The organism is Pilosibacter sp. NGB245, assembly GCF_057397225.1.
Window position 1 is genome coordinate 2751709 of record NZ_CM171584.1, and the last position, 23751, is coordinate 2775459.

The window sequence follows — 23751 nt, forward strand, 5'->3', positions numbered from 1 at the left end:
GCCGTAATTATACTACAACGTGCTAAAAAAAGCAAGAAAAAAAGCGCATCACAGTTTCCTGCCCTGCAATGCACTCGCTTTGTTACTTTTCACGGGTAGGAATTTTCTGAACTGAAAATTCCGTATGATACAGTTTTGGTCGCGGATTTTGCCGATTCGAAATGCGGAGCATCGGCAAAATCCTGTTACAGTGCGCGGGCATGGAGAGCCCGTGTACTGTAACCTCGCTTCGTTACTTTTCACGCCCACAGTTCGCTCTCTTTATCATGTATCCACCGGCACATGATCCCAGTCCGCCTTTTCCCCGACCCCCACGAGCCAGTTCAAAGCTTTATGGCGCTCAAAGACCACGCCGCCGTCCATCCCTGCCGGCGTCGGAAGATCCCGCATCCGCGTATCGGTGCAGGCCCAGTCCAGGCAGAAGATCATGTCACAGGCATCGAGAAGCTCCTTCGGAGATCTCGGTTTTGCCGCATCCAGGATCTCCCGCATTGAATGGAACGATGTCAGGATCCGCGCAGCTTCCGCCACGTCACAGAAATGATCCGGGAAATCAAGCGGTCCCTCGATCAGCCCCAGCGCCCACTCCATCACATGCAGATTTTCGTACTGCCAGGAGTAAGAGATCTTCTCCGATTCCTTCGGCTCCTCATCATGCAGATATTTCCATTCTTTCGGCGAGAAAAAGTCCTCCGCACCGAACTCACGGATCCTTTTTCCAATAAATTCAAGCGCCTCTTTCTGGTCCATCTTCGCAGCAAGCATCGCTTCGGAGAATGCCGCCACGAGAAGAAGTGCTACCGCACGGGCCGCGATCTCATAAGGTGTCCGGCAGTCCGCCTCCGCCTCTGTTTCCAGAAGTGGATAAAATACCGGAACATACACTCCATGAGCCTCAAATTCCCTGCGGTTTCCCTCTCTCCTGTTCAACTGCTCTGCCTCGATATCATTTCCCGGGACATATCCAACCGACTTGTAGGGCAGAAACTGTTCCATCTCACTGTTTCCGTTTCCATCCAGGATCAGCTTCTCCATCCCGGATGTGTCCAGACAGTAAAATCCTCTCTTTTCACCCCGAAACGCCATGACAGCCCGAAGAGTAGAAAGAACGCCGAACAGCGTCTGCTCCATATTTCTCTTTGCAGACTCCTCTTCCTCTGTCAGGAATTCGGACTCCTCCCCCTCAAATGTATAATCCACCGAAACGATGCTCTCGGTTCCCTCCAACTGATAAAGAAGATTCGTCTTCACATCCACCGCGGCAGTCTCAACTCTGGAAAAATGCCCACGCGACCGGTCTGACCAGCCACGGACAAGCTCCTGTTCTTCGCCGCCCGCACTCTCACAATATACCCGGATCGTCACGTCCAGATCCCCGTTATGAAGTTTCAGGTCCGCATCATGAACACTGCCCGGAACGTCAAATGCGTCCCGCAGGCATTTCATAATCTGCTCCGGTGAAGGTTCCTTACAGAAAAGAAAGATCTTCCCTGCGTTCTGTTCCTCTGTCACTCGTTTTTGCCTCCTTGTTTCAATCCGCAATCACTGCTGTCTCATGCGGAATTTTCGGTTCGGAATATCCTCCCCGTGAAAAGTAACAAATACACGCTATTTATGGTAAGGTTCTCCCTGAATGATCCGGTAACTCCGGTAGATCTGCTCCAGAAGAATGACCCGCATGAGCTGGTGCGGGAATGTCATCTTTGAAAAGCTCAGCTTGTAATCGGCCCGTACCAGGACCTGGTTTGAAAGACCCAACGATCCGCCGATGATAAACACGATCTGACTGATCCCGGACACACCCCATTTTTCTATTTTTGCCGCAAGCTCCTCAGAATCCAGCATATTCCCATTGATCGCGAGAGCAACGACAAAACTTCCGTCCTTGATATTGGAAAGGATCCGTTCGCCTTCTTTTTCTTTGATCTGCGTCTCCACTGCCTCGCTGGCACCGTCCGGCGTCTTCTCATCCGCAACCTGGATGATCTCCAGCTTGCAGTACCGGCTCAAGCGTTTGGAATATTCCGCAATCGCATCCTGGAAGAATTTTTCCTTGATCTTTCCGACCGTGATCAGTGTGATCTTCATGATTCCTGCGCTCCGAATTCCAGGATCATGTCATACCAGACTGCCCCGCCGTGGACAGACTCGGACACGCCCATATTTTTATATCCGAATTTCGCGTAATAGTGGATCAGGCGGTCCTTGCATGTGAGGATCAGACCTTTTCTTCCCTTATTTTTCGCATCCCCGATCATGTGGTTCATGAGATCTGCCGCGATCCCCTGACGCTGGTAATCCGGGAGCACGTCCAGACCGAAGATGGACTGGTATGCTCCATCCGTCTTGTGGCAGGCGGAATTTTCGTACATCTCGTCACAGATCGTTTTAGAATCCGTGGCACAGCCGTTGATGAAGCCGATGATCTTTCCCTCTGATTCCGCAACGAAAAAGCATTCCGGGAATGCCGCAATACGGGCTTTAAAAGATTCTCCGGTCGCTGCCTCCGCGGCAGGAAAGCAGATCGCCTCCACCTCGGTGACTGCCGCAAGGTCCGACGGACGGACCGGGCGAATTGTGTATGTCATAGATGTTTTTCTCCTTTTTGATACAACTTAAATTTGTTGGCTGGGCCGCATAATTTTCGTGCAAGCACAACACTTTTTTGCTGGCTAGTCCGCAGTGGGAGCCCTGAATCGGGGCAAGCCCCGACTCAGGGCTCGCGGGCATTCGCCCTATAGGTCCAGCTCACACAATTTTTGCTTTTGTGCAAGCACAACGCTATGCGCGAAAGAAGTACCCCACGCCCCACTTGGTGTGGACGTATTTGGGGTCGCTCGGGCTTGGTTCGATCTTTTCGCGGAGTCTTCTCACATGTACGTCCACGGTGCGAACATCTCCGTTTACCATGGCCTTATTGCCCCATACGTACTCTAACAGCGTCTCACGGCTGTAGACCTTGTTCGGATTCGTGACAAGAAGTTCCAGAAGATCGAATTCCTTCGCAGTCAGGTTGATCTCCTTGTCCTTGATGAAGACTCTGCGGCTCTCTCTGTCGAGCTTTAAGTCGCCTTCTGTCACCACACTCGATTCCTGGCGTTTCGCGCCGCCGTTCTTCTTATTATTTCTCCGGATGATCGCCTTGATCCGCGCTTTTACCTCAAGAATATTGAACGGTTTCGTGATATAATCATCCGCTCCGTACTCCAGACCCAGGATCTTATCCATATCGTCTCCCTTTGCCGTCAGCATGATGATCGGCATCTCGGAAAATTCCCGGATCGTCTGGCAGACCTCAAATCCATCGTGTCCCGGAAGCATGACGTCCAGAAGTACCACATCGTACTCCCGCTCTTTTGCCCTCTCGATCGCCTCATCGCCGTCGTAGGCGCAGTCCACCTCATATCCATCCTGTTCCAAACTGAAGCGGATTCCCTTCACGATCAGTTTTTCATCATCAACTACCAGAACTCTTGCCATCTTACTCCTCCATGTTATGCTGTGATCGATAACAGCTCTCATCAATCCCTGTAACCGGATCTGCCATTTTTCCTTTCCCAATGCAGGATCCGCAAACCTGTTTTTCTGATCTGCTGTCTCTCTTTATGATGTTTTTTCAGTTATACTATACTGTAATACTGTCTTTGATCTTCTGGAATCCAGCTTCCTTGATCCCGGAGATCTTCATGATATCTTCGATCTTCTTAAATCCCCCGCTCTTTTCGCGGTAGCGGATGATATCCTCCGCCTTCGACTCCCCGATGCCCTTTAAGGTCATCAGTTCCTCTTTCGTCGCTGTATTCAGGTTGACAAGTGAAGAAGATCCCGACATCTGATCCTGCCCGGAATTTTTACCTGCTGACGTACCGCCTGCCGGAAGCGATGCAGCTTCTTCCTTATTATAGATCGTGATCTGCATCCCGTCACTGACCTTCGACGCGAGGTTGATGCTCTCACGCGCCGCATTCTCCGTAAATCCGCCTGCGGCATCCACCGCCTCGTAGATCCGGCTGTCCTCGGAAAGCTCATACACGCCGGGATTTGCAACCTCTCCGCAGATATACACATAGATCCCTGCTGCCTTCGAGTTATCCACTTCCACCTGCGTTTCTGAAGGACTTTTCCCCGTCCCGGTTTCATTTCCGGCTTCCCGGGATTCCCCGACGCCGCTCTCACTTTCAGTCTGCGGATTTTTTTCTCCGTCAGGGATTGATGAATCCGTGCTCAACTTCGTATTTTTCTCAGCATCGCGTTTCCCTTCGGATCCCATAAGTTCCTGCATTGACCCGCTCATGACGACCGCCCCGGAATCATCCAGCTCCCGAATCCCGTTCTCCTTTTTAGACATGCCAAACACAAGTCCGGCTGCGATCAGGAAAGCCGCAGCCGCCAGAATTTTCTTCTTATTATCTTTCATATGTTTCCCTCCTGAATCTTCAGGGGGGATCGTTCTGCCTGATTCTATTTTACCGAATCATAAAGGCAAAAGCAAGAGGGTTTTCTTCTGTCATTTTCCTTCATTGCATTTCAAGACATTTTATGCTATATTTGGCGAAAGATCTACAATATTTACTTTCTAAGGGGAATTACTGCTATGGAATTACATCTGATCCACTTTCTGATCATCTGCCCGCTCGTATTTCTCGCCGGATTTGTCGACGCGGTAGCCGGAGGCGGCGGTCTGATCTCGCTTCCTGCCTATCTGATCGCGGGTTTTCCGGTCCACTTCGCGATTGGAACGAATAAGCTGAGCTCCGGCATGGGAACTCTGATCGCAACTGCAAAATATGCAAAAAACGGCTACATTGCCTGGAAGAACGCAGTTCTCTGTATCATCACTGCTCTGATCGGCTCTTCTATCGGCGCAAAGCTTGCCCTTCGGTTAGATGATTACTACTTTAAACGCCTGATCCTTGTGATCCTGCCGTGTACCGCTCTCTACCTCATGTTCGGAAAACCGTTCATCGGAGAAAAAGAGGCATTCCCGCTCCACAAAATGATCCTCTTCAGCGCATTTATCGCCTTTGTCATCGGCATCTATGACGGCTTTTACGGTCCTGGAACAGGAACATTCCTTCTGCTTCTCCTCACAGGAGTCGCCCACATGGGCCTCAAGGAGGCGAACGGGATCACAAAAGCGATCAACCTGACAACAAATCTGACTGCGCTGGCGGTCTACCTGATGAATGGCAAGGTGATTTTTCTCCTCGGTCTTACCGCCGGCCTGTTCAGTATCGCAGGAAACTATCTCGGTGCAAAGTGTTTCGATAAAGGCGGTGCAAAATTCGTAAAACCGCTGATGCTGGTGGTCCTCGTGATCTTCTTTGTGAAAACACTGAGTGAGATCATGGCAGGGTAAAGGAGCATTGTCCATGAATTTGATCCAGGATCAGGAGATTCTGATCTCCGTAAACGGAATTGTGAAACAATTTTTCTTTTCACCTGCGCTCCCGGATGATGCATCCGCGATCCTTTCCCTCTACCGGTCCCACATCGGCAGAGAATTCTGCGCCTGGACGGATGACTATCCGTCTGCTGATACGATCCGTTTCGATCTCGCCAGGAATTCCCTGTTCTGCTTAAAGACAACGACCGGGCATGATCTCGCCGGAGTGATCTCCTTCGACGCCGATCCGGAGACCGATATCCTGGACTGTTGGTCGAAAGAACTCGTTCCGTCCGTTGAATTTGCCCGGGTCGCTGTTTCCCTGAATTATCAGGGCCGCGGGATTGCTGGAAGGCTTTTTACCTGCGCTATGGAGGAAGCCAAAAGGCGTGGTTTTCGTTCCGCCCATTATCTCGTCGCAAAGACGAACGAAAAGGCGCTCCGCGCGTACCGAAAGCTGCAGTTTTCCATGGTCGGTGAATGTGTATATCATGGTGTGGATTACTGGTGCTGTGAAAAAGAACTTTCCTTGATAGCTCAAAAGGCTGCCCGCACATAATGCAGGGCAGCCTTTTCTAATCTGTACTTTCTACTTTTGGACAACGTATGATTCCAATCTCCTGATCCCGGTATTATTTCATATACTCCGGTGTCACATTTCTTCCAAGATCCTCTAACATCTTCTTGTCACTGCGGATCGTCGCACATGCAACCGTTGTCAGCATATTTCCTGTGATCGTCGCGGATGCTCCGGACTTGAATGCGGTCTCGCCGTCGTTTGTGAGAAGTGCGCGGCCTGCTCCAAGACGGATGTTTGCCTCCGGGTTGATGTAGCGGAAGAACGCAACCGTGCGGAGAATATCATCCTCGGAGATGCGCTCCAAATGCTCAAGCGGAGTTCCCGAGATCGGCATCAGTGCATTTAACGGGATGGAATCGATTCCAAGCTCTGCAAGGCTTACCGCCATGTCGAGACGGTCCTCCCAGGTCTCTCCCATTCCGATGATACCGCCGGAACATGCACACATTCCTTCCGCCTTGATCATCTTTAAAGTATTGATCTTCATATCATAAGTATGCGTCGTGCAGATGTTCGGGAAATTTCTTCTGGATGTCTCAATATTGTGATGATAGCTTGTAACACCAGCCTCGTGAAGTCTGTGGAGCTGCTCCGCACTCACAAATCCCATGGATGCGCAGAGGCCGATCTTACATTCCTTCTTCATCGTCTCATAAGCATGGATCGCTTTCTCAAACTCTTCTCCGGTCAGTGCCTTTCCGGATGTCACGATAGAGAAACGGTCAACACCTTCCGCCTCATTGACACGGCACATCTTCACGATCTCTTCCTCCGGAAGGAAATCATAAACCTCGCAGTTTGTATGATGATGAGCAGACTGTGCGCAGTACTTGCAATCCTCTGGACATCGTCCGCTCCGTCCGTTGATAATGGAACAAAGGTCTACCTTATCTCCCACACATGCCTTGCGGATCCGGTCTGCTCCCTCACAGAGCTCCTTCAGATCGCATGTCAGAAAGAAATTCAGGTCATCCTCTCTTGTGATTCTTCTTCCGTCGATAATCTCCTGTGCCAGTGTCAGTGCGTCCATAATGTTCTCCTTTTCCTGATCTTATCCTGCCTGCCGCAAACCTCTTTTACAGTCAGCAGATGTATTATTTCGTTGTAATTCCAGAGCAGATTTTCCCACTTTTTTTGTAGGATTTTTCTCATTTCTCTCACATCTGCCCAAGTTTGATTGTAAACTCTTTTGTTACGTTATAGTTTACAATTATATGGTAGATTCTGCCAGATGTCAACCATTTTCACGTTAAAGTTTACTATTCGTCCCACCAATCCCTAGCGGTGAGGAGCCGAACAGGAGTGCCTTGATTCGAGAATCTGGTTCCTCTAAAAAACAGCAAAAATCCCCACCCAAATTCCACCTACATTTTGTCGCATATGCCTGTATACAATTTTTCCTCTCTATGATAAGATAATTCACGTTCGTTTTATCAAAAAATTTCCCATTTCGAAAGAAGGTAATCTCTACATGGCAACTTCCATGATCAAGGGCAGTCCTCTAAAGTCCATGCTGCAGTTCGCACTGCCCCTCTTAGTCGGCAACCTCCTGCAGCAGACATACAACATCATCGACGCCGCGATCGTCGGACAGTTACTCGGCGCACAGGCACTCGCGAGTGTCGGGGCCAGCACCAGCGTCCAGTTCCTCGTCCTCGGCTTCTGTATGGGAAGCTGTACCGGTTTCGGCATTCCGGTCGCAAAATATTTCGGCGCCGGCGACCACAAACGCATGAAAGATTTTATCTTCAACGGAGCAATCCTCACCGCAGTGATTGCAGTCATCGTGACCACGCTCTGCGCTGTTCTGTGTCCGTGGATCCTGCACATGCTTTCTGTCCAGAGCGATATCTACGCAAACGCATATATCTATCTGATGATCATTTTCCTCGGGATCCCGTTCACCCTGCTCTACAATTACTTATCGAGTATCCTGCGCGCAGTCGGTGACAGCCGTACACCGTTCATCTTCCTGGCATTCTCCGCGGTGCTCAATATCTTTCTGGATCTCTTTTTCATCGTTGTCGCAAAGTGGGGATGTGCCGGAGCTGCCTTCGCAACGATCGCATCCCAGGCGATCAGCGGAATTCTCTGCCTGTTCGTCATTATCCGGCGCATGAAGATCTTATGGCTCTCGAAAGAAAACCGTGTGATCAAAAAAGACGCGATCGCAGAGCTTCTCCAGATGGGACTCCCGACCGGTCTCCAGTTTTCCATCACGGCGATCGGCAGCATGGTCATGCAGTCCGCAAACAACGGACTCGGCGGTGACTATGTCTCCGGCTTTACCGCAGGTGTGAAGTTAAAACAGTTCACCCTGTGTCCGTTCGATGCGATCGGAACCGCTGTTTCTGTCTTCTGCAGCCAGAACCTCGGCGCCGGTCAGTCAGCCCGAATCAAAAAAGGTCTGAAAGAGGGAATCGCCCTCGGGATTGGCTACGGAGTCTTCGCAGGATTGATCCTGATCTTCTTCGGACGTCCGCTCTCCATGATCTTTGTGAGCAAAGATGCCGCAGGTGTTCTCGACGCCTCCGCCCAGTATCTGCGCTGCATGGGATTCTTTTACTGGACACTCGGGATCTTAAACATCACCAGAATGGTGACGCAGGGACTCGGATATTCCGGAAGAGCATTTTTCTCCGGGGTGACAGAGATGTTCGCCCGCACAATCGTCAGCCTCTGCTTTGTCGGTCAATTCGGCTATAACGCGATCTGCTTTGCCGACCAGACCGCCTGGGTTGCTGCCTGCTGCTATATCGCTCCGACCTGCTTCTATTGTGTGAAAAAAGTCACACGGATGCTGCAGACCACAGAAGGTAACTAAAATATTGACACATCCAGGTTTCTGGCGCAGTCGTTTGCGACAATCTCAAGCTTTACGCGAGTGCGCATTGACACATAATTTTCTTTGATTATCAGGATGTTCCATCAGAATTTTCCTTAAACAAAAATATCTCCGACACCAGATTTTTTCCGTGTCGGAGATATTTTTTCGTAAACAAGTGAAAACTCGCTTCGCGAGTTTCCCCTTGTTATCGCGACAGTCGCCAAGGTCTCGCGCAAGCGCGGACTTTGGCTCGTTGTTCGCGTAAAAAATGAGCCAGGAACCACATTCACATGCGCCCCTGGCTCATTCTCACCCTATCAGGTTTTCTCGATCAATTCCAAACTTAAATCTTACTTTAACTCGTCCGGGATCCACCATAATCCATCGTTGTTCTCTTCCATGTACTGCTTGAACTCGTCGGAATGATAAGCATCCACGATCGCTTTTGCCCACTCAGCATCCCTGTTCTCTTCCTTTACAACAACCTGAAGAACAAGATGATCCTGGATATCCTCAGTTGCAAGTGCTGTGGACGGGTCGATGCCTGCGTTATATACAACGCTGCCGGTGATCGCTACATAGTCAAAGTCCTGAATTGCAGCCGGGATCGTTAAGCTCTTCATCTCTGTGAACTCGATGTTGTGCGGGTTCTCAACGATGTCATCCTGGGTTACTGCGGACGGATCCACATCATCAGCAAGCTTGATCCAGCCGATCTTCTGAAGCATCAGGTAGCATCTTGCGGTGTTGGATGCGTCATTCGGAACTGCAACCTTTGCTCCGTCCGGGATCTCATCGACAGACTTATATTTTGCGGAATATACGCCTGCCGGTACTGTCGGGATCGGGCTTAATGCAACGAGATCCGCATTATAGTTCGCGTTGAAGTTTTCCATATATGCGGTGTGCTGCTCTACGTTGACATCGACGTCGCCGTCATTCAGTCCGATATCTGCTGTCTGAAGGTCGGAGAAGTCAACTCCCTTTACGGTATATCCCTCTTTCTCGAGGATCGGAACGATCGCCGCCTCAAAAAGCTCTGTGTACGGTCCCTGGGACTTACCATAGACGATCTCTTTCTTGTCGCCGGTGGTGTCCGCTGCTGCCTCTGTGCTGTCTGCCTGTGTGTCCTGGCTCTCAGCAGCCTGTGCCGCTGTTGTAGCTGCTGTCTCTGTCTTTCCGCATGCGGCAAGGCTTAAAACTGTCGCTCCCATCAGTACTCCTGCAATCACTTTTCTCATAATTCTTTCTCTCCTCTTCTTTTATTTATGTTGTCTTAACTTTCCGGAAATCGTATTTCCAAGAATCTGCAACAGCTGTACCAGAACGACCAGGATCACGACCGTGAGGATCATGAGCGGGGTGTTCATCTTCTCATAACCATATGTCAGCGCCAGGTCACCGACTCCGCCTCCGCCGACATAACCAGCCATCGCGGATGCTCCGAGAAGTCCGATGGTTCCTGTTGTAAGTGCAAGCACCATGGAACCCAGGGTTTCCGGAACCAGGAAATAGCGGATGACCTGCCAGGTTGTCGCACCCATGGCCTCAGCCGCCTCCAGGATTCCCGGATTGATCTCAAGCAGGCTGTTTTCCATCAGTCTTGCAAGATACGGACTTATGTAAACAACTAACGGGACCAGCGCCGCCGTACTTCCGATCGTTGTTCCGACGATCGCGCGTGTGATCGGCATGATCGTTACAAGCAAAATTACGAACGGAATGCTTCGCACCACATTGATATAAGCGCTCACGATCCAGTATAACGGCCGGTTCTCCGCAAGTCCGCCTTTTCTGCAGAGGACCAGGATCAGGGCCAGGATCATACCGATGATCGTTCCAACAAGGAGCGACCAGCCGACCATGTAGAGAGTCTGTCCTCCATTTAACAGGAGACGTTCCACTGTGACCTTAAAGATCTTTGTTTTCATGAGTTCTTCCATCTTACTCCACCTCCATCCGTTCTCTTAAGACGCCGTTTTTATCGATCTGCTCTTCCGCTTTCCGGATACTCTCATCGTCACCGATGAGCTGTAAGATAAAGACGCACATAACGCTGTCTTCCAGTTCCTGGACCGCTGCGCCGAGGATATTGACCACGACACCGTCCGTCTTGCAGATATCGGAGATCACCGGACGTTTCACGCTGGAACCGATGAATTTCAGGCGTTCGATGCGGAAATTTTCTTTCTGTTCCTTTACGAGACTCACGATACTGTCCGGGATCTGGTCACGGATGACCGTCTGGACAAACCGCTTTGTGACCGGCATCTTAGGAGATCCGAATACCTCAAGAACACTTCCGGATTCCACGATCTTTCCGCTCTCCATGACGGCTACCTTGTTGCAGATCATCTGAACGACCTGCATCTGGTGTGTGATGAGAAGGATCGTGACGCCCATCTCCCGGTTGATCCGCTTTAAAAGCTTTAAGATCGACTCTGTCGTCTGCGGATCCAGGGCACTTGTCGCCTCGTCGCAAAGGAGAAGCTCCGGGTCGGTCGTCAGCGCTCTCGCAATCCCGACACGCTGTTTCTGTCCGCCGGACAGCTGGCTGATATAGGTATCTTTCTTATCTTCCAGTTCAACGATCTTTAATACTTCCATGACCTTCTTATCGATCTCCGCTTTCGGAGTTTTTGCTAAGATCAGCGGAAGTGCAATGTTATGGTATACCGTCTTGGACTCCAGGAGATTAAACTGCTGGAAAACCATTCCGATCTTTCTTCTTAATGTTCTGAGTTCCGGCTTTTTCAGTGTGGAAAGCTCCTTTCCACAGACAGTGACTTTTCCGCTGTCTGCCGTTTCAAGGCCATTTACCAGGCGGATCAGCGTAGACTTTCCGGCTCCGGAAAATCCGATGATGCCGCAGATATCACCTTTTTCCACATGGATACTCACATCGTCCAGCGCGTGGACGGTTCCGTATTTTCCTGAAAAGGTTTTGCTTACATGTTCGATCTGGATCAATGTTTCTTCCTCCCAAATAAAAAACCCGGAAGCGTTTACACTTCCGGGCGCATTTTCTGGCATTAACAGGAAACTATTTTCTGTATACAGGTACATGACCGCACAGCAAAGCTCCTGGCCGTAAAAAACGCCCGGAAATACACATGCAACAGCAACAACACATATTGTTCATATCAATTCTTCCAGCATTTCCCATACCTGTATCTCCTTTCCGACCGCCGTCATCCCGCAGTCCTGTGTTTCCTCATCGTCTGAACTTCCTGTTCAAATCCGATGGCGCTATCATACCCTTCATTTCCTATTTTGTCAATATGTTTTTATAATTTTTAAACCATATATTTAATTTTTTTAAACTTCTCGCGCTATCGTTTTAAAATTTTCATATTGTTTTCAGGATATCTTGCGTCGCGCTACCACCGGAACACCACGATCCCAGCAATCGCCAGAACTGCACCGATAAGTTTTCTCCACTCAAACGCCGCTTTCTCAACACCGAAGAGACCAAATACCTCCGCCACATAGGAGACCAGGATCTGGGTCACAACGATGAGCAGTGTCGCCTTTGCCGGACCCAGGCCGTCCATACTTTTGATCACGGTCCAGGTAATAAATGCGCCCATGACACCGCCAAGCAGCATGTACTTCCGGTCAATGGAAAACATCCCCCAGATTTCCCCGCGTCCGGTAACGAAATATAAGACCACGCAGGTCACAAGCGCCGTCATCTGCACCCATCCTGCTGCCGCCCAGATGCTGCTCTGCTTCGTCACCTCCGTGTTAAAAATCCCCTGCAGACTCATAAGCGCTCCCGAAAGCAGTGCCACCAGAATTCCCCACATATAAAAAACCTCCTGAAACCATGTTTCCCTTAGGATTCCATGATCAGGAGGTTTTTATACCGGCTTTTACACGCCAAATGTTATCTTGTCACAACGATTCCGTTTACTGTCCATGCACCGTCCGCATCAACCGTATAACCATCCGGAGTTGTCGTTCCGGAATACATGGCTCCGCGGTGTCCGTTGGAGGTCTCCTCGAAATAATAGCAGCGAAGCTTGCCGTCATTTCCTTTGATCCAGTTCCATCCGGTCGTCATTCTTCCAAGTGTGCTGTCAGAAACCGGATTAAAGAAGTACCATCTTCCATCGCTGTCTTTAAACCAGCCTGTCTGCATGACACCATTTGCATCGAAATGGAACCAGGAATCCTTCGGCTGTCCTGCTCCTGCATATGGATTCTCAATATGTGCCCATGCAGATACAAGATTCTTTCCGTTTGCTGCATTCTTAAAGTACCAGTTTCCCGCTGCATCCTGACTCCAGCTTCCTGCCGTCATTCCATCAGAAGCAGATGTATTTTTCTTCTTTGAAGAAGATCCTGCCGGTTCTCCGGATTCTCCGCTATCCGAGTCACTGCTGTCGTAAGTCATTTGCTTGATCTCGAATGTCAGATTCGGATATCCTGTGGATGTTACAACAACTGTATACGGCTCTTTGCCATCAAATACACTGCTGTTTGCAAGATCGATCGTTCCGTCACTCTTTACGATCACAACAGCGCCTTTTCCGGATGCCGCATATTCCTTACCGTTGACCGATACCTTTGTGATGTTCTTTAAGTAGTTCGTGAAATCAGCTGCATCTGCAGAACCTTTTTTGATGACTGCCGGTGCACTGTAATCTCTGTTATAGTATGCAGGATTCGTATCGCTGCTGAGTACAAAATCTGCCTCGATATCTGCCCATTTTTCATTCTTATCAGAGATTGTAAGGGTATACTTTCCAGGCATTGCGTCTGTATAAGTGAGCGCTCCGTCTGCAAAGGATGTCTTCAGTCCCGTGACCTGATACTCCGGATCAAATCTTTCCGGAAGTTTCACCGTAACAGCGACAGATCCGTTTCCGGACTTTCCGTCAGCCACTTCAGCCTGTGTGCCATCCTTCATCGGTACATAAAGATCCGTGTCGATCTCATAAGCGCCTGCGCTTGTGAGGTATGTGATCTTATCGATGGTCTTTCCCATGATATCCTTGTACGGCTCCACGCTGGCATCGACGCCATGGCTCTCTTTTGTATATCCGGTGTAAATTCCAAGCTCGTTTCCGCGCCAGATATTTTCGAGATGGCGGAGACCATAGCTCTTTCCGTCCTTTGTCTCAAGAATCACTTCATAGATCGAACTGTTTGTCACAGACTCGTCAAGTCCGCTCACATTGATCTGGTAATCTCCGCGTGTCGTCTTTGTCGTGATCTCTGCGGTTGCTTTTGATTTTTCAGCGGACTTTCCATCCTGGAATTTTGTCTCAGAGAACTCAAAATTTCCATCTTTTCCAACGGTAACTTCTTTATAAAAGTCCGGTTTTTCCTCCGGGCTTAAAACATAATACGCATAGGTATCGTTCTCAAATAAGGTGTCTCTTCCTTTGTATGTGTTTGTCTGCTGTTTTCCGCGAAGGGTTGTCGTGATCGTCAGTTCCTTGCTACAATCTCCCACGTGGGTCAGTTTTTCAAGGGCCTTATCAGAATTTACCTTCAATTTAACCGGGAATGTAACTCCGTCGATCTTTGATCCGTCTGAATTCTTATGGTAAGATCCATTCGACAGTGATTTTGTACGTGTCTTCTGATACGTTGCAGATGTCATCGCATCCACCGGAATGTTATTTGTATTCAGATCATTCTTGTAAAGCTCGTCATACGGAATATTCATCAGCGCATAAATTTCCTGTTCCTCGACCTTCAGTTCTGTCTGGATCACAAAAATTCCATTTTCCGTTACAAAGCGGATTCCGGTGATCGTTTTTCCGATAAGCGATTTATAATGATCCGGCTTCAAATCGCAGCCTTTGCTCTTTGTTGTGAAACCGGTTGAGAATCCCAACTCTCCTTTTCTAAGGAATGTGTTTTCAAGAAGGCGAAGCCCGTAGCTGTCCCCCTTATCCGTATCTAAAACCACCTCATAGACTGCGTTGCTGGAAGACGCAATCAGCTCCTGATAATCCTGAATCGTAATCTCATAGTCGCCATGATATGACTTGTTTTCTTTCTTTCCAGGCTGGTACCGTCCGGAGCAGGCAACGATCGTTGCAGTAGTATCGACTTCCTGTTCCTCACCCTGGAACTTACTGAATTCCGGCTTTCCATTCTCATCAAGCCCTATTAGTTCCTTATAAACCTTCGGCGTATAACCGTTCGGAAGTACAGCATATGTATAGTCCTCTTCCTCATCAAACAGATTATCATTATAGGTAGAATCACTTGCCGAGGCGACAGTAACCTTTTCCGCATTGGACGCTGAAACCCTCTTAAATCCATCTAAAAGAGACAAATTCTCTACCCGTACCGGAATGATCGCTCCTTTGATCTCGCTTCCATCTTTTGAATGATAAGTGCCATTTACTAAAGTCTTTTTTTTCGTTTTTTTCTTTGTCGCAGATGAGACAGCATCTACTTTTGTCTCATTCTCAATGTCCTTCCCATATACCTCATCATACGGCACATTCATCAATACATATCCGGAACCAGTTTCATCCTCAGAATTTTCATTCTGTTCCTCAATCTCCTGATCTTCACTCAGCTCCGCTGCCTTCACACCGGAATCAGAATTACTTCCCACCACTTCCGCAAGCGCTGCTGTCGGAATCGCTCCGGCAACCATCGCCGCACTTAACAGAACTGCAAGCGTTTTCTGCTTTTTCATGACCTTTCTCCTTTCCGCACCATCCCTGGTATTGAAATTAGCTTCAGCTAACCCATGTTTTCATAACTGCATTTCGGATCGCACACACTGTCCTTTATCCATTCGTTCGCAGATCTTCTCCCCTGCCTATCCTATCTGTCAGAAAAGAATTTGTGAGATTCGCGTGCATGAAATACGATCTGCCTCAGCACACCTTTTGTTTCATTCTGCCGTGCAGAAAATGCAATTTGCTTTTTGAACAAGTATAGGGTTAGCTATTGCTAACTCATTTGTAGTAATATCCTACCTCTCATCCAAACTTCTGTCAAGAAAAGAGGACCGCCGACGCACTGGGTCGATGGTCCTCTTTCCTTTATTTATGCCGCTTTATGCGGAAAAATGAGAATTTTTTCCATTTTTATTTACACGAACAACGAGCCAAAGTCCGCGCCTGCGCGAAACCTCGTGCTGTCGGTCCTACGTTTATTTTCTCTTTCTGCACGCCGCCATCGCCAGATGCTTCGCCAGCACCGCCGTCGTCACAGCACCGACGCCGCCCGGCACCGGTGTCGCCGCGGATGCCTTTTCTTCCAGACCATCCCAGAGGACGTCTCCGCAGAGTTTTCCGTTCTCATCCACATTGATCCCGACATCGATGAGGACAGCTCCCTCTTTTAAGAATGACGCATCCAGCATCTTCGCCTTTCCTGCTGCCGCAACGAGGATATCCGCCTCCTTGCAGACAGCCTTCAGATTCTCGGTCTTCGTATGGCAGATCGTCACCGTCGCATTTTCCTTTAACATCAGCATGGACAGCGGACGTCCGACTACCATGCTGCGTCCCACGATCACCGCGCGTTTTCCGGTGATCGGAAGGTCGAATGCCTTCAGGACCTCAATAACCGCCTCCGCCGTACACGGAGCAAATCCATCTTTCTCACCGGCAAACACCTTTGCCGTATTGACCGCGCAGATCCCGTCGAGATCCTTTTCCGGACGGATCATCGCCTCGGCGCGCTTTTCATTGATGTGCTTCGGAAGCGGACGGAATAACAGGATCCCGTCGATCGTCTCATCATCATTGATCTTCTGGAATTCCGCAAAGAACTCTTCCTCGCTGATATCCGCCGGATATGCAAAAGACTTCGATTCCATTCCATATGCCGCAATGCGTTTCATGACATTTCTCTCGTAGGAGAGGTCATCCGGGCGCTCCCCGATCCGGACAATGGCCGCTGTCGGCACATATCCGTTTAATTCCTGGTTCATGGAAAGAACCTGTTCCTTGATCTTTGCAGAAACCTCTGCTCCCTTTAATGTAATCATCCTCTTACCGCCTTTAACACAATCTCGTAGATCCGGTCTGCCTGTTCCGTTCCCTTCTTTATAAGAAGTTCCGCCTGCTGGTTCACTGCTTCGGCATACTCCCGGTCCTTCATCATCTTCGTATTGATATACACGCTCATGACCGCGCCGAGAAGCGCCGAACGGATTCCCTGGATCCCGACTCCGGCGTCGCTGACCGCAAGCCGGCTGCCGTTCAATGCCAGGAACTCGATATCATCCATCACGCTGACCGCCCGCTCCATGACTTCCATCGGAACCTGCGCAGCAGCTTTCAGGCACTCTTCCATCCGCTCTTCCTTTGCTTTTTTCTCCTCGTCCGTCTCCGCCTTCATGCGGTAAACCTCCGAAAGCGGCTCAAACGCCTGCTCGTCCGCCTTCTCGAGACGGATGAAATCCATTCTCGCTTCCTGTAATCGTACAAGGATCTTCTGGATCTCTTCCTCATATATTGCAAATTTCTTTTTCCCTGTCGTCAGGTTTCCCACCATCTCGCCGAGGGCTGTTCCGACAGCGCCGTAAACCGCCGCTGCGCTTCCGCCTCCCGGAGTCGGTGCCTTGGATGCCAGAACTTCCAGGTATTCATTCCACTGTCCCATGACATATTTCCTTCCAGATTTTCTCTCCGCAGTTTTGCTTTGCGTTCTAAACCGGCAAACGCTGCGGCCGTTGCTGTATTGTGCGGAATCGTTTACGGAATCTTCTGTTCAGAAAATTCCTGCACGCACCCAACAGCGTTCTTCGGATTATTATCCATGATTTTGCGATTCTTGTCAATCCTGGAACGCTTTTTCCTATCGTTTCTATAGGATGATTCAGGCACTTTTATGCATAAATCTGTCTCCGAACCGTCATTGTGACCGGTCTCTGCCTGCTGAATCTGATATCAGCCATCTGCAATATTCTTCCATATACAGTCGCCTTTTCCTGACATTTTATATTTCATATCGTCAAACCTCGTCATCCTGCTTCTCTGTCGCCTGCATTTATACACTTGATATGCATAATATGCAAAATTTCTTTATAAAAATACATTTTATGCTTGACATACCGTATATTCAGTTGTATATTTATGAAGCACAACGAAAATAAAACGTCTGAAATAAATCGGAGGACTTGATTATGAAAGAGAAAGTTGTTTTAGCATATTCCGGCGGTCTTGATACCACCGTACTGATCCCGTGGTTAAAGGAAACTTACAACTACGACGTTATCTGCGTCTGCATCGACGTTGGACAGGGAAACGAGCTTGACGGTCTGGAAGAAAGAGCAAAATACTGCGGCGCTTCCAAATTATATATCGAACACGTTGTTGATGAATTCTGCGACAATTATATCGCTCCGTGCGTAAAGGCAAATGCGACATACGAGAACAAATACCTTCTCGGTACTGCAATGGCCCGCCCGCTGATCGCAAAGATCCTCGTTGATATTGCAAAAAAAGAAGGCGCTGTTGCGATCTGCCACGGTGCTACCGGTAAAGGAAACGACCAGGTTCGTTTCGAGCTCGGTATCAAAGCCCTTGCTCCGGATATGAAGATCATCGCTCCGTGGAGAATCTGGGATATCAAATCCCGTGAAGATGAGCTGGAATACTGTGCAAAACACAACATCGAGCTTCCGTTCAAGAAAAATGACAGCTACAGCCGTGACCGCAATATCTGGCACATCAGCCATGAAGGTCTTGAGCTCGAGGATCCGTCTCTGGCTCCGAACTACGACCACATGCTCGTACTCGGCGTAACACCGGAAAAAGCTCCTGATAAAGATACAGAGATCTCCATCACATTCGAAAAAGGTGTTCCGGTCGCATTAAACGGCGAGAAGATGAAATTCTCCGAGATCCTCACAAAGTTAAACGAGCTCGGCGGCAAGAACGGTATCGGTATCACAGATATCGTTGAGAACCGTATGGTCGGCATGAAGTCCCGTGGTGTCTATGAGACTCCTGGCGGAACCATCCTTCTCGAAGCTCACAAGCAGTTAGAGGAGCTGATCCTGGACAAGGAGACCTTAAAATTCAAGAAGAACATCGACAACGAATTCGCTGATGCTGTTTACTCTGCAAAATGGTTCAGCCCGTTACGCGAGGCATTACAGGCATTCGTTGAGTCCACACAGGAATATGTAACCGGTGAGTGCAAGATGAAACTCTACAAGGGCAACATCATCAAACAGGGTACAACCTCCCCGTACTCCTTATACAACGAGAGCATCGCGTCCTTCACAACCGGCGATCTCTACGACCACCACGACGCTTCCGGCTTCATCAACCTCTATGGCCTTTCCACAAAGGTTCGCGCGATGAAGAAGGCAGAGATCGAGAAAAATCAGAACCAGAACTAATCCAGTTCTCTCATAAGAACTTAGGCAGACAGCCCCGGCAGGGATTTCCCGCCGGGGCTGTTAATATCTGTTTACCAGAAGTTTCTACAAAAAGACCGGGAACATTTTTCCTGCTCCCGGTCTTCTTTCTATGGATGCGCGATACATGCCGCTCCTATCTGTGCGTTCTGTCAATTACTTCGCATCTTTTTTATAATTCTTCCTGGCTTACTCCCTCCAGTACAATATGGCCTCCAGGTAAAAGCGCACCGCCACAGCCATCTACTCGTTTCGTACCTGCCGCATAGAATTCACCATCAATGCACATTATGCTGTTTAGCATCGTACTCATCGCCTGATCTACCGGAACAGGAACAATCTTATGCCCCATCTCTTCCAGTATTTTTCTTGTATCTCCGGAAATTCCATACTCCACTTCAAGTCCCTGGGCCCTCGTAAGGCAATTGATATATGGAGCATTCACCAGCTGCTCCGGAGTCATGTCGAAATCAATTGCATTCACGATTCCCTGAAGAGTTCCCGTAATAATTCTCGGTCCACCTGCTGCCCCGATTGCAAGGAATGGTTTTCCATCTTTAAATACCATACTCGGAGACATACTGGAAAGCGGCGTTTTTCCACCCTGAATCGCATTGGCACTTCCATATGCAAGTCCCTGACTTGTCATTGCTCCTACTGCCGCCGAGAAATCGGACATTGCGTTATTCAGTACAAATCCAAGGCCATCGACAACAATTCCACATCCAAACCAGTCTCGAATCGTCTGTGTCTGCGAAAAAGCATTTCCGTCTTTATCCATTACCACGAAATGGGATGTATTTCCAGGATACTGTTTTGCTTCGATTCCATCGGCCGATGCAAACTCTCCCGCCTTTTCTCCCGCCAATGTAAAACGCTCATGAGCAAATTTCTTGCTTGTCAAACGTTCTACATCGACATTCACAAAATCCGGATCACCAAGTGCTACACTTCTGTCAGCAAATCCCAGTTTCATAGACTCTGTCAATGCATGGATACTGGCTGCTGTATTATGTCCCATGGAACGAACATCATAGTTTTCCAAAATGTTCAGCATTTCAACCAGTGCACAGCCTCCGCTCGGCGGTGCAAATGCGGCAACCTCATATCCCCGATATGTTGTTTTCACTGGTTCGCGGAATTTTGGTTCATAACTCTCCATGTCAGAAACATCAAAACAACCACCACGATCATTAATCAGATCTACAATCTGTTTTGCAACTTTTCCTTTATAGAAATAATCAACTCCCTGTTCCGCAATATTCTCCAGAAGATCAGCAATCTCCTGGTTCTTCTGGATCTCACCGAATCGATAGAAACTCCCATCTTCCTTCAGATACAGTTTTCGAAATGCTTCTGAAAGGCGCATTTTACGCTCAACCGAATTGTCATACATCGTCAGAGCACCTGTATAGCTTGTTCCAAATCCATTACGAGCACAACGAATTGCCGGAGCTGCCACATCTTTTAAAGTCATAGTTCCATATTTCTTCAATACGATATCCATGGTCTTTAAAAGTCCGGGAAGCGCCACTGACTGACCACCAAGATCTTTCCACTCATCCTGCACTTCACCATCTTTTATAAAGAGATCAGCTGTTGCCTTTGCCGGTGCGATCCCTCTTCCGTCAATTCCTTCTGTTTTCCCAGTTTTCGCATCGTACAGTAAGGAAAAGCATCCGCCGCCAATACCAGAATGATGGGGTTCTACCACAGATAACGTCAGTGACACCGCTACTGCCGCATCAAACGCGTTTCCGCCTTTATTTAAAATTTCAAGTCCTGCTCTCGTTGCATATATATTATTACAGCTGACCGCTCCCATGCTTCCATGCGCTACCGGTTTCCCCCAGTAGGATGGCCACATATAAATCTGTTTTTTCATATTCTGTGCCATATTCTCACACTTTCTTAATTAATTTTTTTCCTTATAAGTCATGAGCGAAACAATAATTCCTACACCGTAAGTAACAACTACAACCGGATATACTGCTTCAACAATATCAGTAAGTCCCAGAAGCATCCATGCCACACCTGTGATCATTCCTGTCAGCATGCTCCAGAATGCACCTTGTTTTGTTGTCTTTTTCCAAAGTAATCCTGCCAGGATCGAGAAGCTCACCGGTGCTGCCGCAACGTGCTGTAATGTCAGGAACAGGTTTGTTAAGGACTTGCTTGGAATCAGAAATGCCGGGATCAATGTCAGATATGCGAATACAAACGTAATCGTTTTTGAAAGCTTCAGAACTTTCGCATCATCGACGTCCGGATTGATTTCTGTTTTATATACGTTTGTAATAATGGTTCCCGTTGCCAACATCATAGTTGCCATTGTCGCTGCAATGATCATAGTTGCAAATGCAAAAATAATACCTGCAAATACTGGACTGCTGAAGGTTTTGATAGCATATGCGAATGCAGTGGATCCATCACCGAGATCGGCACCACTTGCCTTGGAAAGCATACCACAGATTGCAGTAAAGAAACAAATCGGAGCGGCAATTACATAACCAAGGATAGAGCCAACTCTTGCTGCCTCCGGGCTCTTTGCAGAAAGAAGCGGCTGAAGAACAGCCTGCATAACCGCCGTACTGATGCAGCCACCTACGATCCATGCAACAATACGCTGTGTCGGCATATTTCCCATGGAATCATACTTCTCAGGAAGCTCGCCTAAAAGACCACTGAATCCTCCAAATTTCGGAAGTGTTGTAAATACAAAACAGATCAAGAGAACATAGATACCAATACATACAACACGACCGACAGCAGATGCACCTTTCATACCGGAAAAGCTTGTATAAATAACTGCAATCGTGACACCAATAAACATTGCCACCATAAGATTCAATCCAGGAAGCACGATCTGAATGATACTGGATACAGTCTTCAGCTGGATCGGAATATACAAAAATCCGTACACGATCCACGCATATGAATAAAGTCTTGTCGTTCTTACATCATATTTTGTCTGAAGATAGACCGGAACCGATTCTCCTGGCATCCTTTCGCGAATGATCTTTGCAAATACCGCAAGCGCGATGAAATAAAAAGAACCTGCAATCGAATACCATGCACCTGATATTCCCAGATTATATCCATTCTGGGCTGCTCCTACAACTGCCATGCCTCCGATCTGCCATGCTGCAAATACACACCCCAGTGATAATGCGCCCATTGTTTTATCCCCGCCGGACCACTGGTTTGCAGACTTAATTTTGGTTCCTGCATAAATACCTATGCCGATGATAAGACAGAATGTAATGATCCATACCGCTACTAACATACATATCCCTCCTGCTAAAATTGCTGATCTTCCGCTTTTCAAACTCTTATCTGGTGCTCCCTGATTTTCTGCCGAAGATCTGTTGACTGCCACGCAGACATTTTGCTTTCTTTATGTTACACCGTACTGATATGATCGTGTTAAACTGTTCTGCCTCCTTGTCAGAAATATATTACACATTACATATCTCTTGCTCTCATCATACAAACTTTATAGGTAATTGTCAAGAGTTCACGGCAAAGCGGTTGATTTTCAGCCAAATTCCTTATATACTAAAAGAAATATACGATATTTTTGAAAAAAATTACTGTCTCGATTAAAATACAGAACTTTTTGTAATGCTTTTCCAAAACATTTTGTTTCATTTCATGGTTTCCTGTTTCGACTAACATCACCATCGACAATGAACTGATTTATATTACATTTTCGTTCCTATACCAAATTCAAATGGAGGTTTTTATGGATGACAATCAGCAGAGTCTTCTTGGGACTCGAAAAATACATACTGAGACATATAAAAATCAGGCATATGATCTGATCAAAAATGCAATTCTCTACAACCGTTTCCGCGTTGATGCGATCTATTCTCAGGAGGCGATCTGCACCGAACTCGGTATCAGCAGAACACCTGTCCGTGAGGCTCTTCTTGAGCTTCAAAAGGAAGGTTATGTCAGTTTCGCACGCGGAAAGGGAGTAAAAGTTGTCCCCGTAACAGAACAGGATGCCGGAGATATTCTGGAGGCACGAATTTTTCTGGAATCTCACAACGCAAAACTTGCTGCCGAGCGAGGTACCGACAAGGAAAAGCTGGCAATCATGGATTGCCTGTCCGAATTAAAGCAGAATCTCTCCTCGCTTGACAGTCGTCTTCTTTACCGGATTGATCATCAGTTTCATCGTCTTGTTGCGGATGCTTCCCATAATGGATGGTTTTCCCGACAGACCAGTCTGATCCTGGATCATTATCTGCGTTTTGAAGTCAAATCTGTCTACAACAATTCCATTGATGGAAAGCTCGTATATAAAGAACATTTGGCTATCGGTGAAGCAATCTTCAAAAATCAGCCTGAAAAAGCAGCTCTGGCAATGCAGCACCATCTCTCCAATTCCTATACTCGCACACTGGGTAGAATCTGGAAAACCGCGCCGGAGCGGTAACTGTTATTCACCGACCATATTATGCGAATTTCAAAAAGTCACGGTATTTCCGCTCCCCTTGGTGGAGTGCAGATACCGTGACCATTACACAATCTCCCTAACGACTGCAATTTTCAAAATCCAAATACAAATCCTTTCAAATCTTTCTATCTGATAT

General features: G+C 48.0%; 20 protein-coding genes. 5 read left to right on the forward strand and 15 right to left on the reverse strand.

Going from position 1 to position 23751, the window contains the following annotated elements; translation table 11 throughout:
- Nucleotides 1-264 precede the first annotated feature (264 nt).
- From ACXMYH_RS12275 to ACXMYH_RS12295, 5 genes are all read right to left on the reverse strand, one after another.
- Nucleotides 265-1512 carry a DUF4272 domain-containing protein gene (locus ACXMYH_RS12275; RefSeq protein ID WP_486554991.1) on the reverse strand — a complete coding sequence of 416 codons (1248 nt, stop codon included), beginning with the start codon at nucleotides 1510-1512 and terminating at the stop codon, nucleotides 265-267.
- A gap of 96 nt (nucleotides 1513-1608) precedes the next feature.
- The gene (gene rlmH, locus ACXMYH_RS12280; protein WP_118298741.1) at nucleotides 1609-2088 is read right to left on the reverse strand and encodes a 23S rRNA (pseudouridine(1915)-N(3))-methyltransferase RlmH; all 480 of its coding nucleotides are present in this window, start codon (nucleotides 2086-2088) and stop codon (nucleotides 1609-1611) included.
- The gene (locus ACXMYH_RS12285; RefSeq protein ID WP_118298742.1) at nucleotides 2085-2588 is read right to left on the reverse strand and encodes a GNAT family N-acetyltransferase; all 504 of its coding nucleotides are present in this window, start codon (nucleotides 2586-2588) and stop codon (nucleotides 2085-2087) included. The genes rlmH and ACXMYH_RS12285 overlap by 4 nt, the downstream gene beginning before the upstream one ends.
- 193 nt (nucleotides 2589-2781) lie before the next feature.
- Nucleotides 2782-3480 carry a response regulator transcription factor gene (locus tag ACXMYH_RS12290; RefSeq protein ID WP_118298743.1) on the reverse strand — a complete coding sequence of 233 codons (699 nt, stop codon included), beginning with the start codon at nucleotides 3478-3480 and terminating at the stop codon, nucleotides 2782-2784.
- 145 nt (nucleotides 3481-3625) lie between these two features.
- Nucleotides 3626-4417: a helix-hairpin-helix domain-containing protein gene (locus ACXMYH_RS12295; RefSeq protein WP_405581170.1), complete on the reverse strand. Its 792-nt coding sequence runs from the start codon at nucleotides 4415-4417 to the stop codon at nucleotides 3626-3628.
- 177 nt (nucleotides 4418-4594) lie between these two features.
- Between ACXMYH_RS12295 and ACXMYH_RS12300 the strand changes: the two genes are divergently transcribed.
- Nucleotides 4595-5359, forward strand: coding sequence for a sulfite exporter TauE/SafE family protein (locus ACXMYH_RS12300; protein WP_486554992.1), 765 nt, complete (start codon nucleotides 4595-4597; stop codon nucleotides 5357-5359).
- A gap of 13 nt (nucleotides 5360-5372) precedes the next feature.
- Nucleotides 5373-5945: a GNAT family N-acetyltransferase gene (locus tag ACXMYH_RS12305; RefSeq protein WP_329752072.1), complete on the forward strand. Its 573-nt coding sequence runs from the start codon at nucleotides 5373-5375 to the stop codon at nucleotides 5943-5945.
- Between the two features lie 73 nt (nucleotides 5946-6018).
- On the opposite strand, the gene bioB is transcribed toward ACXMYH_RS12305, so the two are convergent.
- Entirely contained in the window at nucleotides 6019-6996 is a 978-nt protein-coding gene (gene bioB, locus ACXMYH_RS12310; protein WP_118728682.1) for a biotin synthase BioB, read from the reverse strand.
- Between the two features lie 441 nt (nucleotides 6997-7437).
- On the opposite strand from bioB, the gene ACXMYH_RS12315 reads away from it, so the two are divergent.
- Nucleotides 7438-8790, forward strand: a complete 1353-nt coding sequence (locus ACXMYH_RS12315) for an MATE family efflux transporter (RefSeq protein ID WP_486554993.1) — start codon at nucleotides 7438-7440, stop codon at nucleotides 8788-8790.
- 353 nt (nucleotides 8791-9143) lie between these two features.
- Here the strand turns inward: ACXMYH_RS12315 and ACXMYH_RS12320 are convergent, their stop codons facing one another.
- The 7 genes from ACXMYH_RS12320 to ACXMYH_RS12350 all read right to left on the reverse strand — a co-directional run bounded on the left by ACXMYH_RS12320 (nucleotide 9144) and on the right by ACXMYH_RS12350 (nucleotide 17385).
- Nucleotides 9144-10034, reverse strand: coding sequence for a MetQ/NlpA family ABC transporter substrate-binding protein (locus ACXMYH_RS12320; protein ID WP_486554994.1), 891 nt, complete (start codon nucleotides 10032-10034; stop codon nucleotides 9144-9146).
- Nucleotides 10035-10055: 21 nt separating this feature from the next.
- On the reverse strand, nucleotides 10056-10736 hold the full coding sequence (locus ACXMYH_RS12325; protein WP_182426564.1) for a methionine ABC transporter permease: 681 nt from the start codon (nucleotides 10734-10736) through the stop codon (nucleotides 10056-10058).
- 1 nt (nucleotide 10737) lies between these two features.
- Complete coding sequence (locus ACXMYH_RS12330; protein WP_215703231.1) at nucleotides 10738-11763, reverse strand: methionine ABC transporter ATP-binding protein; 1026 nt, start codon at nucleotides 11761-11763, stop codon at nucleotides 10738-10740.
- Between the two features lie 410 nt (nucleotides 11764-12173).
- Complete coding sequence (locus ACXMYH_RS12335) at nucleotides 12174-12602, reverse strand: DMT family transporter (protein WP_142412276.1); 429 nt, start codon at nucleotides 12600-12602, stop codon at nucleotides 12174-12176.
- An 80-nt stretch (nucleotides 12603-12682) separates the two neighbouring features.
- A complete protein-coding gene (locus tag ACXMYH_RS12340; RefSeq protein ID WP_486554995.1) occupies nucleotides 12683-15463 on the reverse strand; it encodes a hemoblobin-interacting domain-containing protein in 2781 nt (926 codons plus the stop codon).
- 462 nt (nucleotides 15464-15925) lie between these two features.
- Complete coding sequence (locus ACXMYH_RS12345) at nucleotides 15926-16768, reverse strand: bifunctional 5,10-methylenetetrahydrofolate dehydrogenase/5,10-methenyltetrahydrofolate cyclohydrolase (protein WP_215703229.1); 843 nt, start codon at nucleotides 16766-16768, stop codon at nucleotides 15926-15928.
- Nucleotides 16765-17385: a cyclodeaminase/cyclohydrolase family protein gene (locus tag ACXMYH_RS12350; RefSeq protein ID WP_118727757.1), complete on the reverse strand. Its 621-nt coding sequence runs from the start codon at nucleotides 17383-17385 to the stop codon at nucleotides 16765-16767. Before ACXMYH_RS12350 ends, ACXMYH_RS12345 begins: the two co-directional genes overlap by 4 nt.
- A 523-nt stretch (nucleotides 17386-17908) precedes the next feature.
- On the opposite strand from ACXMYH_RS12350, the gene ACXMYH_RS12355 reads away from it, so the two are divergent.
- Nucleotides 17909-19132, forward strand: a complete 1224-nt coding sequence (locus ACXMYH_RS12355) for an argininosuccinate synthase (protein ID WP_182426766.1) — start codon at nucleotides 17909-17911, stop codon at nucleotides 19130-19132.
- Nucleotides 19133-19322: 190 nt separating this feature from the next.
- On the opposite strand, the gene ggt is transcribed toward ACXMYH_RS12355, so the two are convergent.
- Together ggt and ACXMYH_RS12365 are read right to left on the reverse strand one after the other, a co-directional pair.
- Nucleotides 19323-21047: a gamma-glutamyltransferase gene (ggt, locus tag ACXMYH_RS12360; protein WP_486554996.1), complete on the reverse strand. Its 1725-nt coding sequence runs from the start codon at nucleotides 21045-21047 to the stop codon at nucleotides 19323-19325.
- Nucleotides 21048-21065: 18 nt separating this feature from the next.
- A complete protein-coding gene (locus ACXMYH_RS12365; RefSeq protein ID WP_118530452.1) occupies nucleotides 21066-22436 on the reverse strand; it encodes a sodium:solute symporter family protein in 1371 nt (456 codons plus the stop codon).
- 459 nt (nucleotides 22437-22895) lie between these two features.
- Here ACXMYH_RS12365 and ACXMYH_RS12370 point away from each other — a divergent pair, with 459 nt between their 5' ends.
- The gene (locus ACXMYH_RS12370) at nucleotides 22896-23594 is read left to right on the forward strand and encodes a GntR family transcriptional regulator (RefSeq protein WP_486554997.1); all 699 of its coding nucleotides are present in this window, start codon (nucleotides 22896-22898) and stop codon (nucleotides 23592-23594) included.
- Nucleotides 23595-23751 lie beyond the last annotated feature (157 nt).